Source organism: Streptomyces sp. NRRL F-5126 (assembly GCF_000721265.1).
In the GTDB taxonomy this organism is placed as follows: domain Bacteria; phylum Actinomycetota; class Actinomycetes; order Streptomycetales; family Streptomycetaceae; genus Streptomyces.
Genome location: NZ_JOFZ01000006.1, coordinates 244,426 through 266,071, shown reverse-complemented (window position 1 = coordinate 266,071; position 21,646 = coordinate 244,426). Strand labels below are relative to the sequence as shown.

Sequence of the window (21,646 nt, the reverse complement as noted above, 5' to 3'; positions counted from 1 at the left end):
CGCCTCGGCGAGGCGGATCGTGCGTTCAGGCGAGCAGGAGCCGGCCGTGCGCGTCCAGCACCTCGCGGACCTCGGGGACGTCCCCGTGCTCGCGCAGCCGCGACAGCACGACGCGAACACGAGAGGCCGTACGCTCGCTCGTCAGATCGGCGGACATCTCGATGTCATGCCTTGCCTGATCGGCCGCCTGTTCCGGCTCGTTCGCGTCGATGAGCGCCACGGCGCGCCATGATCCGTACAGCGCCAGTTCGCGGGTGTGCGTGGAGTCGTACTGGCCCAGCACATCCGTCAGCAGCGGCACGGCCCGGAGCGGCCGACGCAGCTCGGTAAAGACGCGGGCGTCCATGATGTCGAACTCCGCCGCACTGACCCAGTACGCCCACAGGGGTGCCTCCGGGCCGTCTGCGCCGAGGGCCTCGTGCGCCCGCGCCAACGCGGACAGGGCGAGCCGGGGTTCGCCTGCCTTGGCGTGCGCCCACGCGACCCGGTCGAGGAACAGGGCCCGCGCCTCAGGCGACGCGCCAGGGCCTGCCTCCTCCAGCGCGGCCAGCGCGAGGTCCACGCCTTCGCGCTCACGGCCGGTGTTGCTGTGCTGGTAGGCGAGGGAGCCCGCCAGGTGCGCCGTCAGTGGCCCGTTGCCGGCCTGCCGCGCGGCCGAGATGCCGAGGCTGTAGGCCCACTCGGCGTCCTCGTGGCGCCCGGCGTCCGAGGCGATCCACCCAGCGATCTGGGCGAGTTCGCCGATCTGCACGAGCAGCGCCCGGCTGGTCTCCTCGCTGAAGGTGGAATGACGGTAGAACCGCACGGCACGTCGCAATTCGCGGAAAGCGGGGGCGATCAGGTCGCCGCCCGTGACGACGTCGTCGGCGAGACGCAGGCCGTGGACCCGGGCGGCCAGAGCCGCTACCTCTTCGCTGCCGACGTGACGTCCGTCGGCAGCGGGGGATACCGCGAGGGGATCGCCGTCCGGCAGCAGCTCAGCCAGTGTGGCCGTGGTACCGGATGGGGCTGTGTCCGTATCTCCCCGGGCATACGCGGCGGCCTGTTCCAACTCGGCCAACGGCACACCCAGCGAATGCGCCAGCACAGGTAGCCAAGCGTCGGGGATGCGGGCGCCACGCTCCCACCGGGACACATCGTTGCGGGTGACGGTTCGCGTACCGGACACCACGGACAGGCGCTCGGCGAGGCCACGCTGCGACGTGCCCCGCCGCCTGCGGAGCCGCCGGAGATACGCCCCGAACCGGGCGCGCCGCTCGTACATCAGCCCCTCCCGTCCTTCTGGCCCCCTCCGGGCCCCCTCCCAGGCTACTCACCTGCCGTGACGGTTGCGGTTCGATGAGTGACAGATGCCCCGCCGCGACCAAGGCGCACGCTCCGGGGCGGAACGACACCGCGAACACGAAGGAGCACCGCCATGGCGCAGGCTGCGGATCAGCCACTGGTCGAGATCCCCGAGTTGACCGACGAGCGGCGGCGCGGCGGCGCATGCGCGCGCTGTGGCATGCCGGTGCCGACCGGAAGCGCCGTCGACCTCGGCGCGCGCCGTGACGTGGACGGGGTGCGGGTCTTCCCCCGTGCTTGCCCGGGCTGCGCCGAGTGGGCGGAAAGGCCATGACCCAGTGCTTCAAGGGCGGCCACGACTTCCCTGTCGAGGACGAGCTGGGCGCCTACTGCGAACTGCACGGCGTCACCGCCATCTGGAAGCACCCGCCGAGCTCGGCTAGTCCAGCGCACCCGCTGACGCTGCAGTCTTCCGCCGACGAGCCGCCGGCGTCTCGGTCACGTCCCTCTCTGGCTGTGGGCAGGGACAGTTGACGTGTTGCGCCGCTACCTTGGAAACCATCGGCGAACGCCGAACTCGTGCCGCATGCCAGGAACCGCGAAGACGCCTGCCGGGCGTTGGGAGTCGATGAAGAAATGCTGTGGCCCCGCGCCGTGACCGACCGGGTGAAGACCGGCAACGACCGTGAGATCGTGCACTCGTATCCCTACCGCAGCGCCTGCCCCTCCCAGGTGTGGAGGGAGCTGATCGCCCGCACTACCGGCGACCTGTTCCTCGCCGGGTACACGAACTACTTCTTCTTCACGCAACTGCCGAACTTCACCGAGACGCTGCGCCGCAAGGCCGAGTCCGGATGCCGGGTCCGCTTCCTGCTCGGAGACCCGGACGGCGAGGTCACCCGGCAGCGCGAGGTGATCGAGGATGTCGCGCTCACCGTGAGTACCCGCATCAAGATCACGCTGGAGAACCTGGCCCACCTCGGCCCGCTCGAAGGGCTGGAGACGCGATTCAGTGCCGCCGAGGACGCTGTCAACCACGTCAGCCTCAGCGTCTTCCGCTTCGACGACGACGCCCTCGTCACACCTCACCTGGCGCGTCTCGTCGGCCACGACAGCCCGCTCCTGCATCTGCGCCGAGTCGGTGACGCCGGGATGTTCAGCCGCTTCGCGGAGCACGCGGAGGAGCTGTGGTCCCGGGGCGTACCCGCCCCCTGAACGTGCACCGCGCGAGCCAAGGAGCCTCCCCGTGCCCGTACCGCACGACATCGCCTGCTCACATGCGCCGGCTTCCGCTCGGCCGATGCCCCTGTCATGGAAGCGCGAGCCGGGCGCATCGGCGCGCTGATCGTCCGGCCGTGCCCTGACGTCTCGTTCTGCCCGCGACTCGCCCGGTCGCGGCCCCTCGGCGCAGCATCCACGCGCTACGAATTGCCCGCCATCGAGGCCACCGGCAACGGCGGCGCCATCGTCAACGTCGCCTCCATCCTCGGCTCGGTCGGCTTCGCCGGCTCCGCCGCCTACGTGGCCGCCAAGCACGGCGTGGTCGGCCTGACCAAGACCGCCGCCGCCGAGTACGCGGCCAGGAACATCCGCGTCAACGCGGTCGGCCCCGGCTTCATCGAGACCCCGCTGCTGAAGGACATGGACCAGGCCGCGTACGACGGCCTCGTCGGCCTGCACCCGGCCGGGCGTCTCGGCCGTCCCGAAGAGGTCGCCGAGCTGGTCGCGTTCCTGCTGTCCGACCGCGCCTCGTTCGTGGCCGGCAGCTACCACCTCGTCGACGGCGCCTACACCGCGCTCTGACCTCTGCCGTGCGGTGATCCTGCCCGACGGCTGAGCAACAGCGACAACGCCTATACCATCCACCAGAACGTCGTACGTACAACTTCGTTAATTGGGTGCAAACTGCTGAAAGCAGACGGTCATTGGCGTTACTGTCAGTTTCGTGTTCGCTGCAGAACGTCGCCAGTTGATCCTCGAAATGGTGCGCGCCAACGGGGCCGTGTCGCTCCGTGAGCTCGCCCGCGTCGTCCAGACCTCGGAAGTGACCGTACGCCGTGACGTGCGGGCGCTGGAGGCCGAGGGGTTGCTCGACCGCCGGCACGGCGGTGCGGTGCTGCCCGGGGGGTTAACGCGGGAGTCCGGCTTCCCGCAGAAGTCGCATCTCGCGTCGGCCGAGAAGACGGCCATCGCGGATCTCGCCGCCACGCTGGTGGGGGAGGGCGAGGCGGTCGTCGTCGGCGCGGGCACGACGACGCAGGAGCTGGCCCGCAGGCTGGCCCGGGTGCCCGGACTGACCGTGGTCACCAACTCCCTCCTGGTGGCGCAGGCGCTGGCGCACGCGAACCGTGTCGAGGTGGTGATGACGGGCGGGACCCTGCGCGGATCCAACTACGCGCTGGTGGGCAGCGGCGCGGAGCAGTCGCTGCAAGGGCTGCGCGTCAGCCGCGCGTTCATCTCGGGCACGGGCCTCACGGCCGAGCGTGGCCTGTCCACGTCCAACATGCTCTCGGCGAGCGTCGATCGGGCGCTGGTACGCGCGGCGGGCGAGGTGGTGGTGCTCGCCGACCACACGAAGCTGGCCACGGACACCATGTTCCAGACCGTGCCGACGGAGTTGATCACCCGGCTGGTGACGGACGAACCCCCCGCCCACGACGAGCGGGCGGCGATGGAGCTCCAGGCGCTGGCCGACCAGGGCGTGCAGATCTCCGTCGCGGGGGCCGCTGCGGGATCGAGCGCCGGTGCCGGTGCGGGCGGTGGCCCCGGGGCCGGGCCCGCGTCCGACGAGGCGGGCGAGGGCGGCGGCGAGCAACCGCGCGGCCAGGCGCCGCTGCCCGCGCAGCGGCGCACCCACGGGTCCGGGCACCTGCGGAGCGCGCCCGCGCCGTCGCAGGCCCCGCCGCAGCTCGGGGAGCCGGCCGAACGGGAGCGGGAACGGGCGCGCGTGGCGGAGATGCGGCGCAGGTAGGGGACGGGCCCCGGCGCGTGGCCGGCCGGCCGGCGCGCGTCCGGCATGCGCGGCCGGATTCGCCCCCTGCGCGGGGCCTCGCCGCGTCCGGTGCGTGCAGCCGTGCAGCCGTGCGGCCGGAAGCTCGGTGGCGGCGCCCGCGTGGTCCAAGCGCCGGCGGCCCCGCGCGACGGGCGCGCGACGCGAGCGCGCCCCGCCCACGCGCGTCAGGCCGCCGGCCTCGGCGCCAGGCCTTGCAGGGTCAGCGTGAGGAGCCGGTCCGCCAGTTCGGGATCCTCGGGCGTCTGCTCGGACGCCAGCGCGATCGCGTTCGTCAGCTGGAGCAGGTCGTCGATCGACACGTCGTCCCGTACGGCCCCCGCCCCCTGGGCGCGGCTGAGCAGCGCCTCGCCCGCCGTGCGCAGCGGCACGTTGCACTGGCCGAGCGCCGTGGTGTCGTCGCAGGGCGCGGACATCAGCGCGCGCGACAGGCCGCGGTACTCGCCCGCGTACGTGACGAACGCCCGCAGCCACTCCACCAGCGCACGGCAGGGCTGCTGGGCCGCGTCCAGCTCGCGCGCGTGGTCGACGAGCGCGGTCAGCGCGTCCTGGAAGACGGCGCTCATCAGGGCCTGGCGCGTGGGGAAGTGGCGGTACAGGGTGCCGATGCCGACGCCGGCACGGCGGGCGATGTCCTCGAGCGAGGTGTCGGTGCCGTGTTCGGCGAAGCCCGCGCGCGCCTCGGTGAGGAGGCGCGCGTAGTTGCGGCGCGCGTCCGCGCGCATGGCCCTGCGCGGTGGAGCCGTGGCCGGTGTCCTCGCCATCTCCGCCGTCCTTTCCGTGCCGCCGCTACCCCCTCGCGCGCTGCGGCGCGTGGCCGGGTGGGCGCGTGGTCGGTGTGGCACACAGCATGCCATCCGGCGGCGCGGACCGCGCCGGGTGCCGGGGAAGCGAACGTCCCCGGCACCCGGCGCCCTGGCTCAGCTCAGCACGTCCTCAGTCCTTGATCTCGCAGATCGCCGCGCCGGAGGTGAGGGAGGCGCCGATGGTGGCGTTGAGGTTCTTGACGGTGCCGGAGCGGTGCGCGTTGAGCGGCTGCTCCATCTTCATCGCTTCGAGGACGACGACGAGTTCGCCCTCCTTGACCTCCTGGCCCTCTTCGACGGCCACCTTGACGATGGTGCCCTGCATGGGAGAGGCGAGGGTGTCGCCCGAGACGGCCGAGGCCGCCTTCTTCGCGGCGCGCCGCTTGGGCTTGGCGCCGGCGGCGAGGCCGGTACGTGCCAGGCTCATGCCGAGGGACGACGGCAGCGAGACCTCGAGGCGCTTGCCGCCGACCTCGACGACGACCGTCTCGCGGCCTTCCTCGTCGCTCTCGCCGCCGGTGGGGGCGGTGAAGGGCGGGATGTCGTTGACGAACTCCGTCTCGATCCAGCGCGTGTGGATGGTGAAGGGCTCGCTGGTGAACGCGGGGTCCTTCACGACGGCGCGGTGGAAGGTCAGCGCGGTCGCCATGCCCTCGACGGTGAACTCCTCCAGGGCGCGTGAGGCGCGCTGGAGGGCCTGGGTGCGGGTGGCGCCGGTGACGATGAGCTTGGCGAGCAGGGAGTCCCAGGCCGGGCCGATGACCGAGCCGGACTCGACGCCGGCGTCGAGGCGGACGCCCGGGCCGCTGGGCGGGGCGAAGGTGGTGACGGTGCCGGGGGCAGGCAGGAAGCCGCGGCCGGGGTCCTCGCCGTTGATGCGGAACTCGATGGAGTGGCCGCGCGGGGCGGGGTCGTCGTAGCCGAGGGCCTCGCCGTCCGCGATGCGGAACATCTCGCGCACGAGGTCGATGCCGGAGACCTCCTCGGTGACCGGGTGCTCGACCTGGAGGCGGGTGTTGACCTCCAGGAAGGAGATGGTGCCGTCGGCGCCGACGAGGAACTCGACGGTTCCGGCGCCCACGTAGCCGGACTCCTTGAGGATGGCCTTGGAGGCGCGGTAGAGCTCGGCCTTCTGGTCGTCGTTCAGGAACGGCGCGGGGGCCTCTTCGACGAGCTTCTGGTGGCGGCGTTGCAGGGAGCAGTCGCGGGTGGAGACGACGACCACGTTGCCGTGCTGGTCGGCGAGGCACTGGGTCTCGACGTGGCGGGGCTTGTCGAGGTAGCGCTCGACGAAGCACTCGCCGCGGCCGAAGGCGGCGACGGCCTCGCGGACGGCGGACTCGTAGAGCTCCGGGATCTCTTCGAGGGTGCGGGCGACCTTCAGGCCGCGGCCGCCGCCGCCGAAGGCCGCCTTGATGGCGATGGGCAGGCCGTGCTCCTTGGCGAAGGCCACGACCTCCTCGGCGCCGGAGACGGGGTCGGGGGTGCCGGCCACCAGAGGGGCGCCCGCGCGCTGGGCGATGTGCCGGGCGGAGACCTTGTCGCCGAGGTCGCGGATGGCGTGCGGCGGCGGGCCGATCCAGGTGAGCTCGGCGTCGAGGACGGCCTGGGCGAACTCGGCGTTCTCCGAGAGGAAGCCGTAGCCGGGGTGGACGGCGTCGGCGCCGGAGTCACGGCACGCCTGGATGATCTTGCCGATGTCGAGGTAGCTGGCCGCCGGGGTGTCACCGCCCAGCGCGAACGCCTCGTCCGCCACGCGTACATGAAGCGCGTCCCGGTCGGGCTCCGCGTAAACCGCCACGCTCGCGATACCGGCGTCCCGGCAGGCACGGGCCACACGGACAGCGATCTCGCCACGGTTGGCGATCAGCACCTTGCGCACGATTGCTCCCTCCAAATAAAACAAGCCGAATTCAGGGACTGCCGACATGGTCTTGCGACCTGTCCCCAATGGTGAGCTCGCCCGCACGGAGCGTGCTACGAGGTTCGCCGAGGTAACGAAATCCCTTGTGGGCACCACGGTACGCCGGGAATCCCTTCCGCACAGTAGCGTTCTGATGTGGCTCAGCTCTCTGTGCGGGTAGCCAGCGCGGAATCGAGTTTCTTTGTAGGGATCCCATAGCAGGACTTGAGTGGAGGACGTGCCAGGGCCTTCTGCCGCGCAACCCTTGTCCCGCTCTTTACCGGTGAGTAGCGTGCCCGGAGCGCTCCGTACGGGTGGTAACCGGAGGCGGCGGGACGGCAGAGGAGGACGCGTGGAGGCAGCGGTGGCAGGAGAGGCGGGCGTGCCGGGCGAGGCGGGTGAGGGCGGGCACATACGGCGCCGGCCTCTCGTCTGGGTGGCCGGCGTGACCGCGGTGGTGGCCCTCGTCGAGGCGGTGGTGATGGTCGCGACCGCCGCGCTGCTGTCCTCGGTCGTGCACGGGCAGCACATGTCCCTGGCCGGCATCAAGCCCTCGGCGATAGCCCTGGGCGGCTGGGTCGGATGCGGGGCGGCCGCCGTGTTCCTGCTGGTCTGCGCGGTGGTGCTGGCGCGGACAGCGCTGCGCGACCGGGCGCCGGGCCGGGCGGGCCGGATCCTGCTCATCGCGTGCGCGGTCGTGCACGGGGTGCTGGGGGCCGTGTCGACGGGGCTGCTGGGATGGGCGGTCTTCGCGGTGATGATGGTGGTGCTCGGCCTGCTGGTGTGGGTGCTCCTCGGGTACGGGCAGGACGCCCGGCGAGGCGCGCCGGGTCCGGCCGGCCCGTCACGCCCAGAGGCTGGTGAGGGACACGTCCAGTTCAAGGAGAAGCCGGCGGAGTAGGGGCAGCGAGAGCCCGATCACGTTGGAGTGGTCGCCGTCGATGCCGTCCACGAACGGCGCGGAGCGGCCGTCCAGGGTGAACGCGCCCGCCACATGCAGTGGTTCGCCCGAGGCGACGTAGGCGGCGACCTCGTCGTCCGTCGGCGTGCCGAACCGCACGGCCGTCGACGCGGTACGCGCCGCGCGTGCGCCGGTCGCGGTGTCGATCACGCAGTGCCCCGTACGCAGGTGGCCCGTGCGCCCCCGCATCGCCTTCCAGCGCGCGGTCGCCTCCTCGGCGTCGGCGGGCTTGCCGAGCGCCTCGCCGTCCAGGTCGAGCACGGAGTCGCAGCCGACGACCAGCGCGCCGACCGCCTCGGGGAGCGCCGCGACGGTGGTGGCCTTCGCCTCGGCCAGCACGAGCGCCAGCTCGCCCGGCGTCGGCGCGGAGAGCGCGTCCTCGTCGACGCCGCTGACGATCACCTCCGGCGCGAGCCCGGCCTCTCTGAGCAGGCCGAGGCGCGCGGGGGAGCGGGAGGCGAGGATGAGGCGGCGGGACGGTGTCATGCGGCCGAGCGTATCGGCCGCGCGCGTGTGCCCTCAGAGGAGCCCGAGTACGAGCATCGCGAGCACCATCGCGAGGGCGATGACGACGCCGGCGCGGCGCAGCATGGACTGAGCGTCGCGCCACTCCCGCGAGGGCTTGTCGTCGGGGTCGGACCAGAGCATGCAACCGATGGTGCGTCCGCGACGCGTCCCGCCGCCTGAGTACGCATACTCAACGGTCGGTCGGTCGGTCGGTCCGTACGGCCCGGCACCGCCCGGAACGCGGGCTCAGGTGCCGTGGACGGTCGAGCGGTGCCCGACGTGCACGACCCACACGACCAGCTCACCCTTGTCGATCGTGTACACGATCCGGCAATCGCCCACCCGCAGCCTGCGCCGTTCCGGCCGGGACACGAGAGCCGTGGTGTTGAAACCGAGCGGGTCGCTCTCCCATTCGGTCAGTTTGGCCAGGGTGCGCAGCGCTATGTCCCGGGGGATCTTCCGGAGTTCGTCCCGCGCCTCGGGACGGAAGACCGTGCGGTAGTCACTCACCTCGCGCCAGCGTCTCCCTCATGACGTCCTCGATCGGGACGCCGGCGGCCGGGCTCGCCATGCGCTCGTCGATGACGCGGTTGATCTCGCGCTCTTCCCACTGCTGGTACTTCTTGAGCACGTCGATGGAGACCACGGCGGCCACCTCTTTGCCCCGGCGCGTGATGACCGTGGGCACGTCCTCGCGGTCGGCCCGCTCGACGACCTCGGCCAGGTGGGCCCGGACGTCACGGATGCTCTCCATGGGCAGCGGCTGCGTCATGCGCCCCAGTGTACCGGATGTGCCATGTGTACACATGGCACATCCGACTGCCCGGTCAGGCGGGCCAGTACGTGTGGGCCCACGCGCGGGGGCCCGGCCTGGGCGTGCGCGGGCGGGCGATCCTGGCCGGGGAGGACCACTCCGCGCGCGCCGGGCGCGGGACGGCCGGGGCGCCGGCGGCTCCCGCCGCACGCGCCTGGACCACCGCCACGGCCGCCGCGAGCTCCTCCGGCGTCGGGTTGCCGCGTACCACCTTGATCATGGAGAGTGCCGCCTTCCTTCGGGTGCCGACAGGTGCCTACAGAGGGATGTTCCCGTGCTTCTTCGGCGGCAGCGACTCCCGCTTCGTGCGCAACTGCCGCAGCCCCTTCACCACGTGTGCCCGCGTGTCCGACGGCATGACCACCGCGTCCACGTAGCCGCGCTCCGCCGCGACGTACGGGTTGAGCAGCGTGTCCTCGTACTCCTCGATCAGCTGCGCGCGCCGCGCCTCCTGGGCCGTCGCGTCGCCCGACGCCGCGATCTCGCGGCGGTGCAGGATGTTGACCGCGCCCTGCGCGCCCATCACCGCGATCTGCGCCGTCGGCCACGCCAGGTTGAGGTCGGCGCCCAGGTGCTTCGAGCCCATCACGTCGTACGCGCCGCCGAACGCCTTGCGCGTGATGACGGTGATCAGCGGCACCGTGGCCTCCGCGTAGGCGAAGATCAGCTTCGCACCGCGCCGGATGATGCCGCCGTACTCCTGGTCGACGCCGGGCAGGAACCCCGGCACGTCGACGAAGGTCAGCACCGGGATGTTGAACGAGTCGCAGGTGCGCACGAACCGCGCGGCCTTCTCGCTCGCGTTGATGTCGAGGCAACCGGCCAGCTGCGTCGGCTGGTTGGCGACGACGCCGACGGGGAAGCCCTCTATGCGGCCGAAGCCCGTCACGATGTTCGGGGCGAACATCGGCTGCGTCTCCAGGAACTCGCCCTCGTCCAGCACATGCTCGATCGCGCTGTGCATGTCGTAGGGCTGGTTCGCCGAGTCCGGGATCAGCGCGTCGAGTTCGCGGTCCTCGTCCGTCGTGTCGAGCGACGCCTCCTCGGGGAAGGCCGGCGGCTCGCTGAGGTTGTTCGACGGCAGGTAGGACAGCAGCGACTTGACGTACTCGATGGCGTCCTTCTCGTCGCCCGCCATGTGGTGCGCGACGCCGGACGTCGTGTTGTGCGTACGCGCGCCGCCCAGCTCCTCGAACCCCACATCCTCGCCCGTCACCGTCTTGATGACGTCGGGACCCGTGATGAACATGTGCGAGGTCTGGTCGACCATCACCGTGAAGTCCGTGATCGCGGGCGAGTACACGGCGCCGCCCGCGCACGGCCCGACGATCAGGCTGATCTGCGGCACCACGCCCGACGCGTGCACGTTGCGCCGGAAGATCTCCGCGAACAGGCCGAGCGCGACCACGCCCTCCTGGATCCGGGCGCCGCCGCCGTCGTTGATGCCGATGACCGGGCAGCCGTTCTTCGTCGCGAAGTCCATGACCTTCACGATCTTCTCGCCGTACACCTCGCCGAGCGAGCCGCCGAATACCGTGAAGTCCTGCGAGTAGACGCAGACAGGACGCCCGTCGACCGTGCCGTAGCCGGTGACCACGCCGTCCCCGTACGGACGTTTCTTCTCGATGCCGAAATTCGTCGACCTGTGCCTGGCGAACTCGTCGAGCTCGACGAACGACCCCTCGTCGAGGAGCAGCCCGATCCGCTCACGTGCCGTCAGTTTCCCCTTGGCGTGCTGCTTCTCCACGGCGGTCGACGTGCCCGCGTGCGTGGCCTCCTCGATCCGCCGCCGCAGATCGGCGATCTTGCCCGCGGTGGTGTGCAGGCCCTCGCCCGCTCCCGTCGCGGTGTTCGTTTCCGGCACTGCCGGCTCGGTCGGCTCGGTCATCGGCATGGGCTCCTACTGATCCGTAGCATGGTTTCCGTAGCGTATCGGCGCCCCCACCGTTCGGCAGTGCGGCGTTTGACACACATAGGCTGCCTTGCATGACGGAGCCGAATACCCCAGCGAACCGCTGGTCCGACCTCGACCGACCGCCGCTGGACGCCAAGGGGCTGCGCCGGGCGCTCATCAAACCCGCCGGGCTGTGGACCTCGCTCGACGTGGTCGACGCGACGGGATCGACCAACTCCGACCTGGCGGCGCTCGCGACCGGGGCGTCAGGCGCCGGGGCGTCAGGCGCCGGGGTGTCCGGGGACGCGAAGGCCGGCCCGGGTGCCGGGGACGAGGTGCCGGCCGAGGGCGCCGTGCTGGTCGCCGAGGAGCAGACGGCGGGACGCGGCCGGCTCGACCGCGACTGGACGGCGCCCGCACGCTCGGGCCTGTTCTTCTCCGTGCTGCTCAGGCCGGGCGGCGACGTGCCGGTCGAGTGCTGGGGCTGGCTGCCGCTGCTGGCCGGCGTCGCCGTCGCCACGGGCCTGGCGCGCGCCGCCGGCGTCGACACGTCCCTCAAATGGCCCAACGACCTGCTGGTGACCGTGGACGGCGAGGAGCGCAAGGCCGGCGGCATCCTCGCGGAGCGCGCGGGCGAGGACGCGGTCGTCGTCGGCGTCGGCCTCAACGTGTCGCTGCGCGCCGCGGAACTGCCCGTCCCCACGGCGGGGTCGCTCGCGCTCGCCGGGGCGGTCTCGCTGGACCGCGAGACCCTGCTGCGTGCCGTGCTGCGCTCCATCGAGCAGTGGTACGGGGACTGGCGCGCGGCGGGCGGCGACCCGGCCGCGTCACGGCTGCAGGAGGCGTACGCCGCGGGCTGCGCGACGCTCGGGCGCACGGTGCGCGTCGAGCTGCCGGGGGAGCGCGAGCTGGTGGGCGAGGCGGTCGCGATCGACGGGGACGGGCGTCTCGTCGTCGCGACGGACGCGGGCACGCGGGAGCCGGTGGCCGCGGGCGACATCGTGCACCTCCGTACGGCGCGGGGCCGCTGAGCGGGACGGCGCCGGCCGCACTCCGGCCCGGCGTCCGTGCGGCCGGGCGGCCCCGCCGTCGCACGGTCCGGCGCGTCGGAGCGGATGCGGCGCGTTCGCGGCGCGTCGCGCCCGCCGGTGGTGCGGGCGGGTACGGATGGGTGGCTCACGCGCTCCTGAGCTGGGCGGGCGGGCGTGAGCCACGGCACACCTGCCGTATCGTTGAGGCAGTTCACGAAGATCGGTCAGGGATCGGCAGGACAGTGCGCAGGGAACGGGCAGGAGGCGGCTGGTGACCGTCGACGACACCAATTCCGGCGGGGAGGACCCGCGGCCCCGGCCGGACGCCACTGCCGCTGACCAGCCGGCCGACCAGGCCCCGCCCCCGCAGGACGCGCCGCCGTCCGGCGAGGAACCGGAGTACGGCGGGTCCGTGGACGGCGACCCCGCAGGCGCGCCGTCGGACGGCGAGGGTGCCCCGGGAGACGCCCCCGGGTCCGATGCCGAGGAGCCCGGCGCCGGGGAGCCCGACCCCGACGGGTCCGGTGCAGACCGGGCCGACGCGGACGGGTCCGACGCGAACCGGACCGGCGCCAACGGGTCCGGTGCGGACGGGTCCGACACGGACGGGCCCGGCACGGACGGGTCCGGCGCAGACCGGTCCGGTGCGGACGGGTCCGACGCGAACCGGACCGGCGCCAACGGGTCCGGTGCGGACGGGTCCGGCGCGGACGGGCCCGGCGCAGACCGGTCCGGCGCGGACGGGTCCGACGCGAACCGGACCGGCGCCAACGGGTCCGGTGCGGACGGGTCCGACACGGACGGGTCCGGCGCGGACGAGCCTGGCACGGACGGGTCCGGCGCGGACCGGCACGGCGCCGACGGGGCGTCCGCCGAAGACGGCGGCGGCGACCAGCACACCACGCACCACCTCGTCGAGCACACGGCGGAGCCCACCGACAACCCCCTCGCCATCCGCATCGAGCAGCTCATCCTCGGCGCCGAGCGCCAGTACACGCCCTTCCAGGCGGCCCGCACGGCGGGCGTCTCCATGGACCTCGCCTCCCGCTTCTGGCGCGCCATGGGGTTCGCCGACATCGGCCAGGCCAAGGCGCTCACCGAGGCCGACGTGCTGGCGCTGCGGCGCCTGGCGGGCCTCGTGGAGGCGGGGCTGCTCAGCGAGCCGATGGCGGTGCAGGTCGCGCGGTCGACCGGGCAGACGACGGCCCGCCTCGCCGAGTGGCAGATCGACTCGTTCCTCGAAGGGCTGACGGAGCCGCCCGAGCCGGGCATGACCCGCACCGAGGTCACGTACCCGCTGGTCGAGCTGTTGCTGCCGGAGCTGGAGGAGTTCCTGGTGTACGTGTGGCGGCGCCAGCTCGCCGCCGCGACCGGGCGCGTCGTGCAGGCGGCCGACGACGAGGAGATGGTCGACCGGCGCCTGTGCGTCGGCTTCGCCGACCTCGTCGGCTTCACGCGCCTGACCCGGCGCCTTGAGGAGGAGGAACTGGGCGAGCTGGTCGAGGCGTTCGAGACGACCTCGGCCGACCTGGTCGCCGCCCACGGCGGCCGCCTGATCAAGACGCTCGGCGACGAGGTGCTGTTCGCGGCGGACGACGCGGGCATCGCCGCGGAGATCGCGCTCCGGCTCATCGAGACCATGACGAACGACGAGTCGATGCCCGCGCTGCGCGTCGGCATGGCCTTCGGCACGGTCACCACGCGCATGGGCGACGTCTTCGGCACGACGGTCAACCTCGCGAGCCGCCTCACGTCGATAGCGCCGAGGGACACCGTGCTGGTGGACGGCGCGTTCGCGGAGGAGCTCGTACGCGCGGGCGAGGCGCCCGAGTCGGAGGCGCTGGCGGCCGAGGAGGCGGCGAAGGCGGAGAAGGAGGGCGCCGAGCCGCCCGCGTACCGCTTCGGCCTCCAGCCGATGTGGCAGCGCCCGGTGCGCGGGCTCGGCGTCGTGGAGCCCTGGCTGCTGGCGCGGCGCACGAACTGACGGCCTGACGGCCTGGAGTACCAGACCTGGCGGTGCCGGTGCCACGAGCGGCGTCCCGCGGCTTCGTATCCGAGACGGAGGAGGGAGCCGACGCGGATCCGGGGGCCTGGTCGGAGGCTGGGGGAGGCCCGCGTGGCATCGGGAGCCCGCCCGCTGCGGCGTGTCACCCCGTAAGCTCTCGGGTGGCCGGTGAACCACCGTTAACCGGCCACCGGATGCCGGCACCCCGGCCCCGGCGCAGGTCACAGGCGACACGTCGACGTGGGAGGGCCCATGAGCAGCGAGGACACCGCGCGAGCGGAGCAGGAGCGGCGCTACGGGGAGTTCGTCGCCGTGCGGCGCCACGGAGACGGCGGGCACGTCGCCGAGCTGCTGCTCGACCGGCCCAAGGCCATGAACGCCGTCTCGACGGGCATGGCGGCCTCCATCGCCGCCGCCTGCGACGCGCTGGCCGCCGACGGATCGGTCAGGGCCGTCGTGGTCGCCTCCAGCCACCCCCGCGCCTTCTGCGTGGGCGCGGACCTCAAGGAGCGGGGCGGCTTCACCGACCTCGACCTGATGCGGCAGCGGCCCGTGGCGCGCGCCGCGTACACCGGTGTGCTGGAACTGCCGATGCCGACCATCGCCGCCGTGCACGGCTACGCGCTCGGCGGCGGCTTCGAGCTCGCGCTGTCGTGCGACCTGATCGTCGCGGACCCGACGGCCGTCGTGGGCCTGCCCGAGGTGTCCGTCGGCGTCATCCCGGGCGGCGGCGGCACGCAGCTGCTGCCGCGCCGCGTAGGCGCCGCGCGCGCCGCGGAGCTCGTCTTCACCGCGCGCAGGGTCGAGGCGCCGGAGGCGCGCGACCTCGGCCTCGTCGACGCACTGGCCGCCGACGGCGGCGACCGCGACGAGGCGCTCGCGCTGGCCGCGCGCATCGCGGCGCACTCCCCGATCGGCCTGCGGGCCGCCAAGCGCGCCCTGCGGCTCGGGCACGGCCTCGACCTGCGGACGGGCCTCGACGTCGAGGACGGCGCGTGGCGCTCCGTGGCCTTCTCGGCCGACCGGGCCGAGGGCGTGGCGGCGTTCAACGAGAAGCGTGCGCCCCGCTGGCCGGGGGAGTGACCGTCGCGCCGGCCGCCTGGCCAGGGTGAACGTTCCGTAGTCGCGCATCGCTCCGGGTGATCGAAGTACCCAAACCACCCTAAGGTGGGGTTATGGGAGTAGATGTGCGAATGCGGGCGATGGTCGCGCTCGCGCAGGGCATGGCGGCGGCGCACTCGCCCCGCCAGTCCTGGCGCGCCGCCGCCAGGGGCGCACGCGACGCGCTCGGCGGCAGCTTCGCCGCGCTGTCGGTCTGGGAGCGCGACCTCGGCAGGCTCAGGGTCCTGGTGAACGCGGGCGAGCGTGCCTTCGGCGAGGAGGAGTTCCCCGAGGACGAGGCGTACCCGGTGCACCAGTTCCCGGAGATCGCGGAGTTCCTGCACGAGAAGTGGGCGGGCGGCGGTGGCCCCAACGCGTGGGTCGAGACCGCCCAGGGGCCCGCTGCCGGCGACCCCGGCTACTGCCACCAGCGCGTGGCGGCGCTGCGCCGCCGCGGGCGCGGCTGCTGCGTGGTCGCGCCGATCATCCTGCACGGCCACGCCTGGGGAGAGCTGTACGTGGCGCGGCCGGTCGGCGCGCCGCTGTACGACGCGGACGACGCCGACTTCGCGACGGTCATCGCCTCCGTCGTCGCGTCGGGCATAGCGCAGACCGAGCGCCTCGAAGAGGTGCGGCGCCTCGCCTTCACCGACCCGCTGACGGGCCTGGCCAACCGGCGCGCCGTCGACGCGCACCTGGACGAGGCGATCGCGCACCACCGCGCGGACGGCACGGTGGTGAGCCTCGTGGTGTGCGACCTCAACGGGCTGAAGAGGGTGAACGACACCCACGGCCACGCGGTGGGCGACCGGCTGCTCGAACGTTTCGGCACGGTGCTCTCCGTATGCGGCGCCAAGCTGCCCGGCGCGCTCGCCGCACGCCTCGGCGGGGACGAGTTCTGCCTGCTGACCACGGGCCCCGGCGCGGACGAGGTGATCGTGGTCGCGGACGAGCTGTGCCGGCGCGCCGGCCGGCTCGACCTCGGCGACGGAGTGGCCTGCGGGGTCGCGTCGACGGCCGACCCGATCGGCCGGGTCGGCTCGGCGCGCCGGCTGTTCCGCCTCGCCGACGCCGCGCAGTACCGGGCCAAGGCCGAGCACGCGTGCGGCCCGGTCGTCGCGGGCCGCGACGACGTGACGATCCGCCTCGCGGACGCGGCACCCGACGTCCCGGCGGCGGCCGAGGGCGCCCGCCGCCACTTCCGCGACACCCGCCCCCCGCTCCCCCCGGCGAAGCCGGGGCCCCCGGACGCCCCGGAGGAGGGCCCGGCCCGACCGTGACCCACCCCGCCCCTGTCCCGGCTGCATGCCGTGGGCAGGGGGCGCTTTCGTCATGTCTTGCCAGAGCCCTCACATGCGAAAGGCCTTGCCCCTACCCTGACAGCGTCGAGCTGTTCAGAGAGGGGGCAAGGCAGTGCCGTCAGACGCTACCCCGGACCCCTACGCCGACCCTCTCGTATTCGGCCAGCGCATGCAGATCCTCCGGCAGAAGCGTGGCTTGACCCGCCCCGTTCTGGCGGGTCTGCTCGGACGGTCGCAGTCCTGGGTCAAGCAGGTGGAGGGCGGCCAGATCCAGACGCCGAAGCTGGCCACGATCCTCCGGATCGCCGAGGTCCTCCGGGTCCGTGACCTCTCGGACCTGACAGGTGACCAGGCTGCCCCGGTGGACCTGTTCATCGGTCCCGGGCACTCGCGGCTGCCTGCGGTGCGCGACGCGATCAACGCCTTCCCCGTCGTCGGCGATCGCAAGGCGCCGCCGCCCGAGCACCTGCGGGCACGTCTCGATCGCGCGTGGGTCGCACGCCACCGGGCCCCGAACCACCGTGAGGTCATCGGTGGCCTGCTGCCCGACCTCGTCCGTGACGCGCAGCTCGCTGTGCGCCAGGCAGACGCGCCCGCCGACCGGCGAGCAGCGCAGGCGATCCTCTCCGAGGTGTACTCGCTCTCGCAGTTCTTCCTCGCCTACCAGCCCGACAGCGCGTTGCTCTGGCGCGTCGCCGAGCGCGGCATGGTCGCCGCGCAGGAGAGCGAGGACCCGCGTGCGATCGGCCTCGCCGCCTGGCTGGCCGCGCAGGCGCACCGAGACAGCGGTCCCGCCCATTTCGATGCGGCCGACGCCGTCACCCGGGAGGCCTTGCGCTACCTGGCCCCTCATCTGCCGGACGGCGGTGACGGCGTGCAAGCCATCGCGGGTGCCCTTCAGTTCGAGGCCGGGTACACAGCCGCGCGGCGCGGCACGAGCGGGGAAGCGTGGGGCCTGTGGGACCGGGCACAACGTGCCGCCAAGCGGCTCGCCCCGGGCTACTACGACCCGGTCACCTCGTTCTCGCGGGCCATCATGGGCGCCCACGCCGTCACCGTCGCCGTGGAGCTCGGCGCCGGCGGGGAGAGCGTCCGGCAGGTGGCAGCCTCCGACGCGCTGGCCATCCCGTCGCGGCCGCGGCTGGCCCGTCACCGCATCGAGGAGGCGCGGGCCTACCAGCTGGACGGCCAAGCCCAGACGGCGTTGGCGACGTTGGAGCGGGCGCACGCGGCCGCACCTGAGACGATCAAGTACAACGGCTACGCCCGACGCATCGTGCTGGAAGAGACGGAGGCCCGTAGCCCGGCCCGGCGCCAGGCCGCCGCAGGGCTCGCGGTAAAGCTGGGCATCCTGTCCGCCTAGTGCTCTGACCGCACAGGTTCACCGGGTTCCGTCCTGGTTCGAGGACGTAGAAGTCGGATGCGGCCGCGTCGTGCGTCTGCGAGCATGCGTCGCTGTGGAGATCAACGGACCTGTCCTCCGACGCGCTGTCGCCTCCGACGCTGCTGCCGTGGCCGATGTCTGGCTGCGTTCCTTCGCGGCGGCGCTTCCGAGCGTGCGCCGGGCGCACACGGACGACCAAGTGCGGTCCTGGTTCCGAGAAGTGGTCGTGCCGGGCCAGGAGACGTGGGTGGCGACGGTCCATGGCCCGGTGGTCGGGATAATGGTGCTGGACGCCGAATACCTGGAGCAGCTCTATCTCGATCCGGCCTGGCAGGGCCAGGGCATCGGCGGCCGCCTCGTGCACCTGGCGAAGCAGCGTCGTCCCGCCGGGTTGGCACTGTGGACATTCCAGGTCAACGAGTCGGCACGTCGCTTCTATGAGCGGCACGGCTTCATCGCTGCCGAGTCCACCGATGGGCACCGCAACGAGGAGCACGAGCCGGACATCCGGTATGTATGGTCCCCCGGGGAGCAAGAGCCCTGAGGATGCTCACGCCGCCTGGGCGAGTTGTCGTCCACCCCAGCGGATGCCCTTCCCGCGCGGATGCGGGCGCGTTCACGGCCCTCGGCGGCCAGGACATCGCGATGGCGGGCGTTGGCGTCGCGCCGCCGCAGGTAGGCGTGCAGGGCCCGCGTCTGAACCCAGTGGTTGGGGTAGTTCGCGCACGGTGCCCTCGTCGGCCTGCACCCGCTGGGCGATCACCGGCACCCGGTCCAACCGTCATGACCGCCAACCCGGCGAACCTGTGCGGTCAGAGCACCAGCCGGCTGGGGGACAGGATTCCTGCCCCTCAGTAACGCCGATCGCACTTACGGTCACAACATGACCGAGACGACGGGGCCCCCAGCCGAGGCGCTGCACCCGAATCCAAACACGGACGGGCTCACCGACGAGCAGCGCCGCGGCGGCGCATGTACGTACTGCGGCGGTCCACTGGCGACCGGCACCGCCGTCGACCTCGGCGAGCGCCGTGACTCCGACGGGGTGCGCGTGTTCCCGCGAGCCTGCCCGGCCTGCGCCGAGAGGTGCGCGTCATGACGCAGTGCTTCAAGGGCGGTCACGACTTCCCCATCGAGGACGAGTACGGCGCCTACTGCGAGGAGCACGGGGTCGAACTCATCCGGAAGCGTGCGCACGACGTGGTGCGCCCGCCGCCCCCGCTCATGCCCCGGCCTGCCGCCGACGTCGACGAGCAGGCGTCGCGCGCAACCTGAGCGCTCCCTCCGGCGGGAGCACTCGTACTCGTCACACCCGCACACCGAAGCCCACCACTCTGCCCCGAGTGCCTACCCGGCAGTCGACACCCAGGGCAGCCCCACCCGTCGGATCCGAAGGCGGCACCACCTTGACCACCAGCGCACCTATGACCGTGCACGACCCCCGTCGGCTGCTCACGGACCAGCAGTTCGCCGGCGTCCGCATGACCGTCCTGGACGCCAACCCGGGCATGGCCGAGGACATCGCCGACCGCATCGTCCACCAGGCGCTCGCGTTCGTCGCCACCGCGGCCGCGCACCCGGACGCATCCATCGCGCCCTCGCCCGTCGTCGACGAGGGATGGCACGCCCTCATCCTCCACACCCGCCTGTACGCCGAGCTCTGCGACCGCCTCGGCCGGTTCGTGCACCGCATGCCCGAGCGGCCCGACGGATCCGAGTACGACCCGGACCTCACCACCCGTACCCTCGTCGTCATGGCGTCCGCCGGATACCCGATCGACATGGAACTGTGGCGCGGCCCGGACCGCAGCAGCATCACCGTGGGCGCACTCACATGGCACACGCCGGCGGGCCCGAACTGCAAGCCGATCGTCCTGATCCCGAAGCCGAAGCCGAAAGCGGGTAAGTAGAGTTCCGGGACCGGACGGAAGGAGCGGTGGGATGCAGGAGTGGACCAACCCGCGGTACCGCGAGCTGGTGGAGGCGCTGAATCAGGCCAACGACGAGCGGCGCGCGGCTGACATCCCCGCGCGAGGGTTTGTCATCCCCGCGCCCGACGGAGACTGACCCAGGGGCCACCCGGGCCGGGGCCACGATCCAGTTTTGGAGGGAGCGGGGCACGCCCTGGCATGCCACGAGGGACGCCCTCCCTACCTGGTGTGGCCCGCCCCGCGTCCGGAGCGGCCCACCGCCCTGCGTACCCGAAGCGTGCGCGACGGAGACACTGTGCGCCGTCCTGCCGGACCGTGGACGCCGGCAGTCCATGCCCTGCTCACTCACCTGCACGAGGTGGGATTCAGGGTGGCCCCTCGTCCGCTGGGCGTCGACGATCAAGGCCGGGAGGTCCTGACCTTCATGCCGGGACACGTGGTGTGGCCGGATCGGTTCTCGCAGCTGGACCCAGCCCCCGACTGGCTCATGTAGCTCAACTGGTCCGGGAGTTCCACGAGGCAGTCAAGAGCTTCAGGCCGCCGTCCGACGCTGCGTTGGCAGAGGCTGATCCCGGCTGACGGCAGTGACATGATCGCCCATCACGACCTGGCCCCATGGAACCTGGTCATCGCAGACGACACGCAGTGGGCCTTCATCGACTGGGACTGCGCAGGGCCCGGTGCCCGCTTGTGGGACATCGCCTACGCCGTTCACGGGTTCATCCCGCTTTCTGCGGATACCGCATGGCAACGCCATGATGCTGCAGACCGGCTGAGGGTCTTCGTCAACGCCTATGGCCTCGACGAAGGGGAACGTCGTGAGCTCATCCCTCTACTTGGACGCCGTACCCGGTCCATGCATGACTTCCTGCGCGCTCAGGCATTGCTTGCCGAATGAAGAACACGGAATGGGGGCGTCGCAGCACTCAGAGTGTTGCGACGCCCCCTGGAGTGCGGCTGAGTGCGCGGGCGCCCGCGCACTCAGGGCGGTGGCACGACACGGCCGGGCCACGTCGCGATCCGCGAGAGCCGGCGGTTACCGCGTCGCGGCGGCCAGCGCGGTGCGGATGGCGTCCTCGCCGGCCGGGCGGCCCTTCTCGTTCGAGTACGGGCCGTACGGTGCTCCCCACACCGGCGTGCCCGTCGCCTGCCGCCAGCTGTCGGCCAGCGTTCCCGCGTCCACCACGCCGTAGCCGATGGATTCGACGAATTCGGTCACCGCCGCCTTCGCCGGTGCCCAGTCCCCGGCGATCGGCAGGCAGGAGCGGTCGGACGCCCCTGCCGGGCGGGCGAGTGAGAGCAGGTGCTTGAAGAAGATGTTGTTGAACGCCTTGACGAGCAGCGCGTCCGGGACGTACCGCAGGAGCAGCTCGCTCGAGGTGAGCGACGTGCCGTCGAGCTCGGGGATGCGCCCGTCACGCTCGGGGCCGTAGTTGCAGGTGTCGATGACCGTCTTTCCGGCCAGTGGCGCGGCGGGCACGTGCGGGAAGGCGCTGACCGGCACCGTGACCACGACGATGTCACCGGCCGCCGCGGCCTCTTCGCTCGTCGCCGCGGACGCGAGCGGTCCCAGCTCCCGGACCGGCTCCACGAGCGTTTCGGGACCGCGCGAGTTGCTGAGCACCACATGGTGCCCGGCCCCGGCAGCGAGTCGCGCGAGGGTCATGCCGATGCTTCCGCTTCCGACGAATCCCACAGTTGTCATAATCTCAAC

General features: G+C 72.5%; 24 protein-coding genes and 3 pseudogenes. 16 read left to right on the top strand and 11 right to left on the bottom strand.

The genetic code is table 11. The features are described from left to right. Positions 1–25 precede the first annotated feature (25 nt). Complete coding sequence (locus IH48_RS0114045; protein WP_030903476.1) at positions 26–1,264, bottom strand: helix-turn-helix domain-containing protein; 1,239 nt, start codon at positions 1,262–1,264, stop codon at positions 26–28. Positions 1,265–1,417: 153 nt separating this feature from the next. Here IH48_RS0114045 and IH48_RS33290 point away from each other — a divergent pair, with 153 nt between their 5' ends. The 4 genes and pseudogenes from IH48_RS33290 (at position 1,418) to IH48_RS0114025 (ending at position 4,255) form a co-directional block, all read left to right on the top strand. Beyond that, positions 1,418–1,618: a hypothetical protein gene (locus tag IH48_RS33290; RefSeq protein ID WP_037841905.1), complete on the top strand. Its 201-nt coding sequence runs from the start codon at positions 1,418–1,420 to the stop codon at positions 1,616–1,618. Positions 1,619–1,920: 302 nt separating this feature from the next. Continuing rightward, entirely contained in the window at positions 1,921–2,499 is a 579-nt protein-coding gene (locus IH48_RS0114035; protein WP_030903475.1) for a DNA-binding protein, read from the top strand. Positions 2,500–2,694: 195 nt separating this feature from the next. Then, positions 2,695–3,087, top strand: a pseudogene (locus tag IH48_RS0114030) (SDR family NAD(P)-dependent oxidoreductase); the annotation flags it as partial. 142 nt (positions 3,088–3,229) lie between these two features. Beyond that, entirely contained in the window at positions 3,230–4,255 is a 1,026-nt protein-coding gene (locus tag IH48_RS0114025) for a DeoR/GlpR family DNA-binding transcription regulator (RefSeq protein ID WP_078849709.1), read from the top strand. Positions 4,256–4,461: 206 nt separating this feature from the next. On the opposite strand, the gene IH48_RS0114020 is transcribed toward IH48_RS0114025, so the two are convergent. Both IH48_RS0114020 and IH48_RS0114015 read right to left on the bottom strand, forming a co-directional pair. After that, positions 4,462–5,058: a TetR/AcrR family transcriptional regulator gene (locus IH48_RS0114020; protein WP_030903471.1), complete on the bottom strand. Its 597-nt coding sequence runs from the start codon at positions 5,056–5,058 to the stop codon at positions 4,462–4,464. Positions 5,059–5,230: 172 nt separating this feature from the next. Continuing rightward, the gene (locus IH48_RS0114015; RefSeq protein ID WP_030903470.1) at positions 5,231–6,982 is read right to left on the bottom strand and encodes a biotin carboxylase N-terminal domain-containing protein; all 1,752 of its coding nucleotides are present in this window, start codon (positions 6,980–6,982) and stop codon (positions 5,231–5,233) included. A gap of 373 nt (positions 6,983–7,355) precedes the next feature. Between IH48_RS0114015 and IH48_RS0114010 the strand changes: the two genes are divergently transcribed. Then, positions 7,356–7,904: a hypothetical protein gene (locus IH48_RS0114010; protein ID WP_234434245.1), complete on the top strand. Its 549-nt coding sequence runs from the start codon at positions 7,356–7,358 to the stop codon at positions 7,902–7,904. On the opposite strand, the gene IH48_RS0114005 is transcribed toward IH48_RS0114010, so the two are convergent. The 6 genes from IH48_RS0114005 to IH48_RS0113980 form a co-directional block, all read right to left on the bottom strand. Then, the gene (locus IH48_RS0114005) at positions 7,848–8,450 is read right to left on the bottom strand and encodes a Maf family protein (RefSeq protein WP_030903468.1); all 603 of its coding nucleotides are present in this window, start codon (positions 8,448–8,450) and stop codon (positions 7,848–7,850) included. The two genes, IH48_RS0114010 and IH48_RS0114005, sit on opposite strands and share 57 nt — an antisense overlap. A gap of 33 nt (positions 8,451–8,483) precedes the next feature. After that, on the bottom strand, positions 8,484–8,612 hold the full coding sequence (mmpB, locus tag IH48_RS37380) for a morphogenic membrane protein MmpB (protein ID WP_267885314.1): 129 nt from the start codon (positions 8,610–8,612) through the stop codon (positions 8,484–8,486). A gap of 105 nt (positions 8,613–8,717) precedes the next feature. Beyond that, the gene (locus IH48_RS0113995) at positions 8,718–8,981 is read right to left on the bottom strand and encodes a type II toxin-antitoxin system RelE family toxin (RefSeq protein WP_030903467.1); all 264 of its coding nucleotides are present in this window, start codon (positions 8,979–8,981) and stop codon (positions 8,718–8,720) included. After that, positions 8,974–9,243, bottom strand: a complete 270-nt coding sequence (locus IH48_RS0113990; RefSeq protein ID WP_030903465.1) for a type II toxin-antitoxin system Phd/YefM family antitoxin — start codon at positions 9,241–9,243, stop codon at positions 8,974–8,976. The genes IH48_RS0113995 and IH48_RS0113990 overlap by 8 nt, the downstream gene beginning before the upstream one ends. Positions 9,244–9,298: 55 nt before the next feature. Further along, a complete protein-coding gene (locus tag IH48_RS0113985) occupies positions 9,299–9,505 on the bottom strand; it encodes an acyl-CoA carboxylase epsilon subunit (protein ID WP_030903463.1) in 207 nt (68 codons plus the stop codon). A gap of 36 nt (positions 9,506–9,541) precedes the next feature. Next, positions 9,542–11,173, bottom strand: a complete 1,632-nt coding sequence (locus IH48_RS0113980; protein ID WP_234434244.1) for an acyl-CoA carboxylase subunit beta — start codon at positions 11,171–11,173, stop codon at positions 9,542–9,544. 98 nt (positions 11,174–11,271) lie between these two features. Between IH48_RS0113980 and IH48_RS0113975 the strand changes: the two genes are divergently transcribed. From IH48_RS0113975 to IH48_RS0113950, 6 genes and pseudogenes are all read left to right on the top strand, one after another. Next, positions 11,272–12,210 (top strand): biotin--[acetyl-CoA-carboxylase] ligase, encoded by a 939-nt coding sequence (locus tag IH48_RS0113975; protein WP_030903459.1) that lies wholly within the window; start codon positions 11,272–11,274, stop codon positions 12,208–12,210. An 898-nt stretch (positions 12,211–13,108) separates the two neighbouring features. Continuing rightward, positions 13,109–14,194 (top strand): annotated as a pseudogene (locus IH48_RS0113970) (adenylate/guanylate cyclase domain-containing protein); the annotation flags it as partial. Positions 14,195–14,467: 273 nt separating this feature from the next. Continuing rightward, a complete protein-coding gene (locus tag IH48_RS0113965) occupies positions 14,468–15,298 on the top strand; it encodes an enoyl-CoA hydratase/isomerase family protein (protein WP_030903455.1) in 831 nt (276 codons plus the stop codon). Positions 15,299–15,390: 92 nt separating this feature from the next. After that, on the top strand, positions 15,391–16,596 hold the full coding sequence (locus IH48_RS0113960) for a sensor domain-containing diguanylate cyclase (RefSeq protein ID WP_078849707.1): 1,206 nt from the start codon (positions 15,391–15,393) through the stop codon (positions 16,594–16,596). 133 nt (positions 16,597–16,729) lie between these two features. Beyond that, positions 16,730–17,980, top strand: coding sequence for a helix-turn-helix domain-containing protein (locus IH48_RS0113955; RefSeq protein WP_030903450.1), 1,251 nt, complete (start codon positions 16,730–16,732; stop codon positions 17,978–17,980). 94 nt (positions 17,981–18,074) lie between these two features. Then, complete coding sequence (locus IH48_RS0113950) at positions 18,075–18,545, top strand: GNAT family N-acetyltransferase (protein WP_030903449.1); 471 nt, start codon at positions 18,075–18,077, stop codon at positions 18,543–18,545. Positions 18,546–18,551: 6 nt separating this feature from the next. On the opposite strand, the pseudogene IH48_RS37015 reads toward IH48_RS0113950, so the two are convergent. Continuing rightward, positions 18,552–18,724, bottom strand: a pseudogene (locus tag IH48_RS37015) (IS630 family transposase); the annotation flags it as partial. 160 nt (positions 18,725–18,884) lie between these two features. On the opposite strand from IH48_RS37015, the gene IH48_RS35010 reads away from it, so the two are divergent. The 5 genes from IH48_RS35010 (at position 18,885) to IH48_RS37010 (ending at position 20,830) form a co-directional block, all read left to right on the top strand. Continuing rightward, positions 18,885–19,100 carry a hypothetical protein gene (locus tag IH48_RS35010; RefSeq protein ID WP_078849706.1) on the top strand — a complete coding sequence of 72 codons (216 nt, stop codon included), beginning with the start codon at positions 18,885–18,887 and terminating at the stop codon, positions 19,098–19,100. Next, the gene (locus IH48_RS0113945; protein WP_030903448.1) at positions 19,097–19,276 is read left to right on the top strand and encodes a hypothetical protein; all 180 of its coding nucleotides are present in this window, start codon (positions 19,097–19,099) and stop codon (positions 19,274–19,276) included. Before IH48_RS35010 ends, IH48_RS0113945 begins: the two co-directional genes overlap by 4 nt. A 131-nt stretch (positions 19,277–19,407) precedes the next feature. Next, a complete protein-coding gene (locus tag IH48_RS0113940) occupies positions 19,408–19,911 on the top strand; it encodes a hypothetical protein (protein WP_234434243.1) in 504 nt (167 codons plus the stop codon). Positions 19,912–19,942: 31 nt separating this feature from the next. Beyond that, positions 19,943–20,068, top strand: coding sequence for a hypothetical protein (locus IH48_RS37375; RefSeq protein WP_267885313.1), 126 nt, complete (start codon positions 19,943–19,945; stop codon positions 20,066–20,068). 453 nt (positions 20,069–20,521) lie between these two features. Continuing rightward, entirely contained in the window at positions 20,522–20,830 is a 309-nt protein-coding gene (locus IH48_RS37010; protein ID WP_234434242.1) for a phosphotransferase, read from the top strand. A gap of 138 nt (positions 20,831–20,968) precedes the next feature. Here IH48_RS37010 and IH48_RS0113925 read toward each other — a convergent pair whose 3' ends face one another. Further along, complete coding sequence (locus tag IH48_RS0113925) at positions 20,969–21,637, bottom strand: NAD(P)-binding domain-containing protein (protein ID WP_030903446.1); 669 nt, start codon at positions 21,635–21,637, stop codon at positions 20,969–20,971. Positions 21,638–21,646: the final 9 nt, after the last annotated feature.

Coding starts and splice junctions, on each gene's coding strand:
- IH48_RS0113975 (WP_030903459.1), top strand. CDS start 11,272: ATGACGGAGCCGAATACCCCAGCGAACCGCTGGTCCGACCTCGACCGA.
- IH48_RS0113945 (WP_030903448.1), top strand. CDS start 19,097: ATGACGCAGTGCTTCAAGGGCGGTCACGACTTCCCCATCGAGGACGAG.
- IH48_RS0114035 (WP_030903475.1), top strand. CDS start 1,921: ATGCTGTGGCCCCGCGCCGTGACCGACCGGGTGAAGACCGGCAACGAC.
- IH48_RS0113990 (WP_030903465.1), bottom strand. CDS start 9,243: ATGACGCAGCCGCTGCCCATGGAGAGCATCCGTGACGTCCGGGCCCAC.
- IH48_RS0113965 (WP_030903455.1), top strand. CDS start 14,468: ATGAGCAGCGAGGACACCGCGCGAGCGGAGCAGGAGCGGCGCTACGGG.
- IH48_RS37010 (WP_234434242.1), top strand. CDS start 20,522: ATGATCGCCCATCACGACCTGGCCCCATGGAACCTGGTCATCGCAGAC.
- IH48_RS33290 (WP_037841905.1), top strand. CDS start 1,418: ATGGCGCAGGCTGCGGATCAGCCACTGGTCGAGATCCCCGAGTTGACC.
- IH48_RS35010 (WP_078849706.1), top strand. CDS start 18,885: ATGACCGAGACGACGGGGCCCCCAGCCGAGGCGCTGCACCCGAATCCA.
- IH48_RS0113985 (WP_030903463.1), bottom strand. CDS start 9,505: ATGATCAAGGTGGTACGCGGCAACCCGACGCCGGAGGAGCTCGCGGCG.
- IH48_RS0113925 (WP_030903446.1), bottom strand. CDS start 21,637: ATGACAACTGTGGGATTCGTCGGAAGCGGAAGCATCGGCATGACCCTC.
- IH48_RS0114020 (WP_030903471.1), bottom strand. CDS start 5,058: ATGGCGAGGACACCGGCCACGGCTCCACCGCGCAGGGCCATGCGCGCG.
- IH48_RS0113960 (WP_078849707.1), top strand. CDS start 15,391: ATGGGAGTAGATGTGCGAATGCGGGCGATGGTCGCGCTCGCGCAGGGC.
- IH48_RS37375 (WP_267885313.1), top strand. CDS start 19,943: ATGCAGGAGTGGACCAACCCGCGGTACCGCGAGCTGGTGGAGGCGCTG.
- IH48_RS0113980 (WP_234434244.1), bottom strand. CDS start 11,173: ATGACCGAGCCGACCGAGCCGGCAGTGCCGGAAACGAACACCGCGACG.
- IH48_RS0114045 (WP_030903476.1), bottom strand. CDS start 1,264: ATGTACGAGCGGCGCGCCCGGTTCGGGGCGTATCTCCGGCGGCTCCGC.
- mmpB (WP_267885314.1), bottom strand. CDS start 8,612: ATGCTCTGGTCCGACCCCGACGACAAGCCCTCGCGGGAGTGGCGCGAC.
- IH48_RS0114005 (WP_030903468.1), bottom strand. CDS start 8,450: ATGACACCGTCCCGCCGCCTCATCCTCGCCTCCCGCTCCCCCGCGCGC.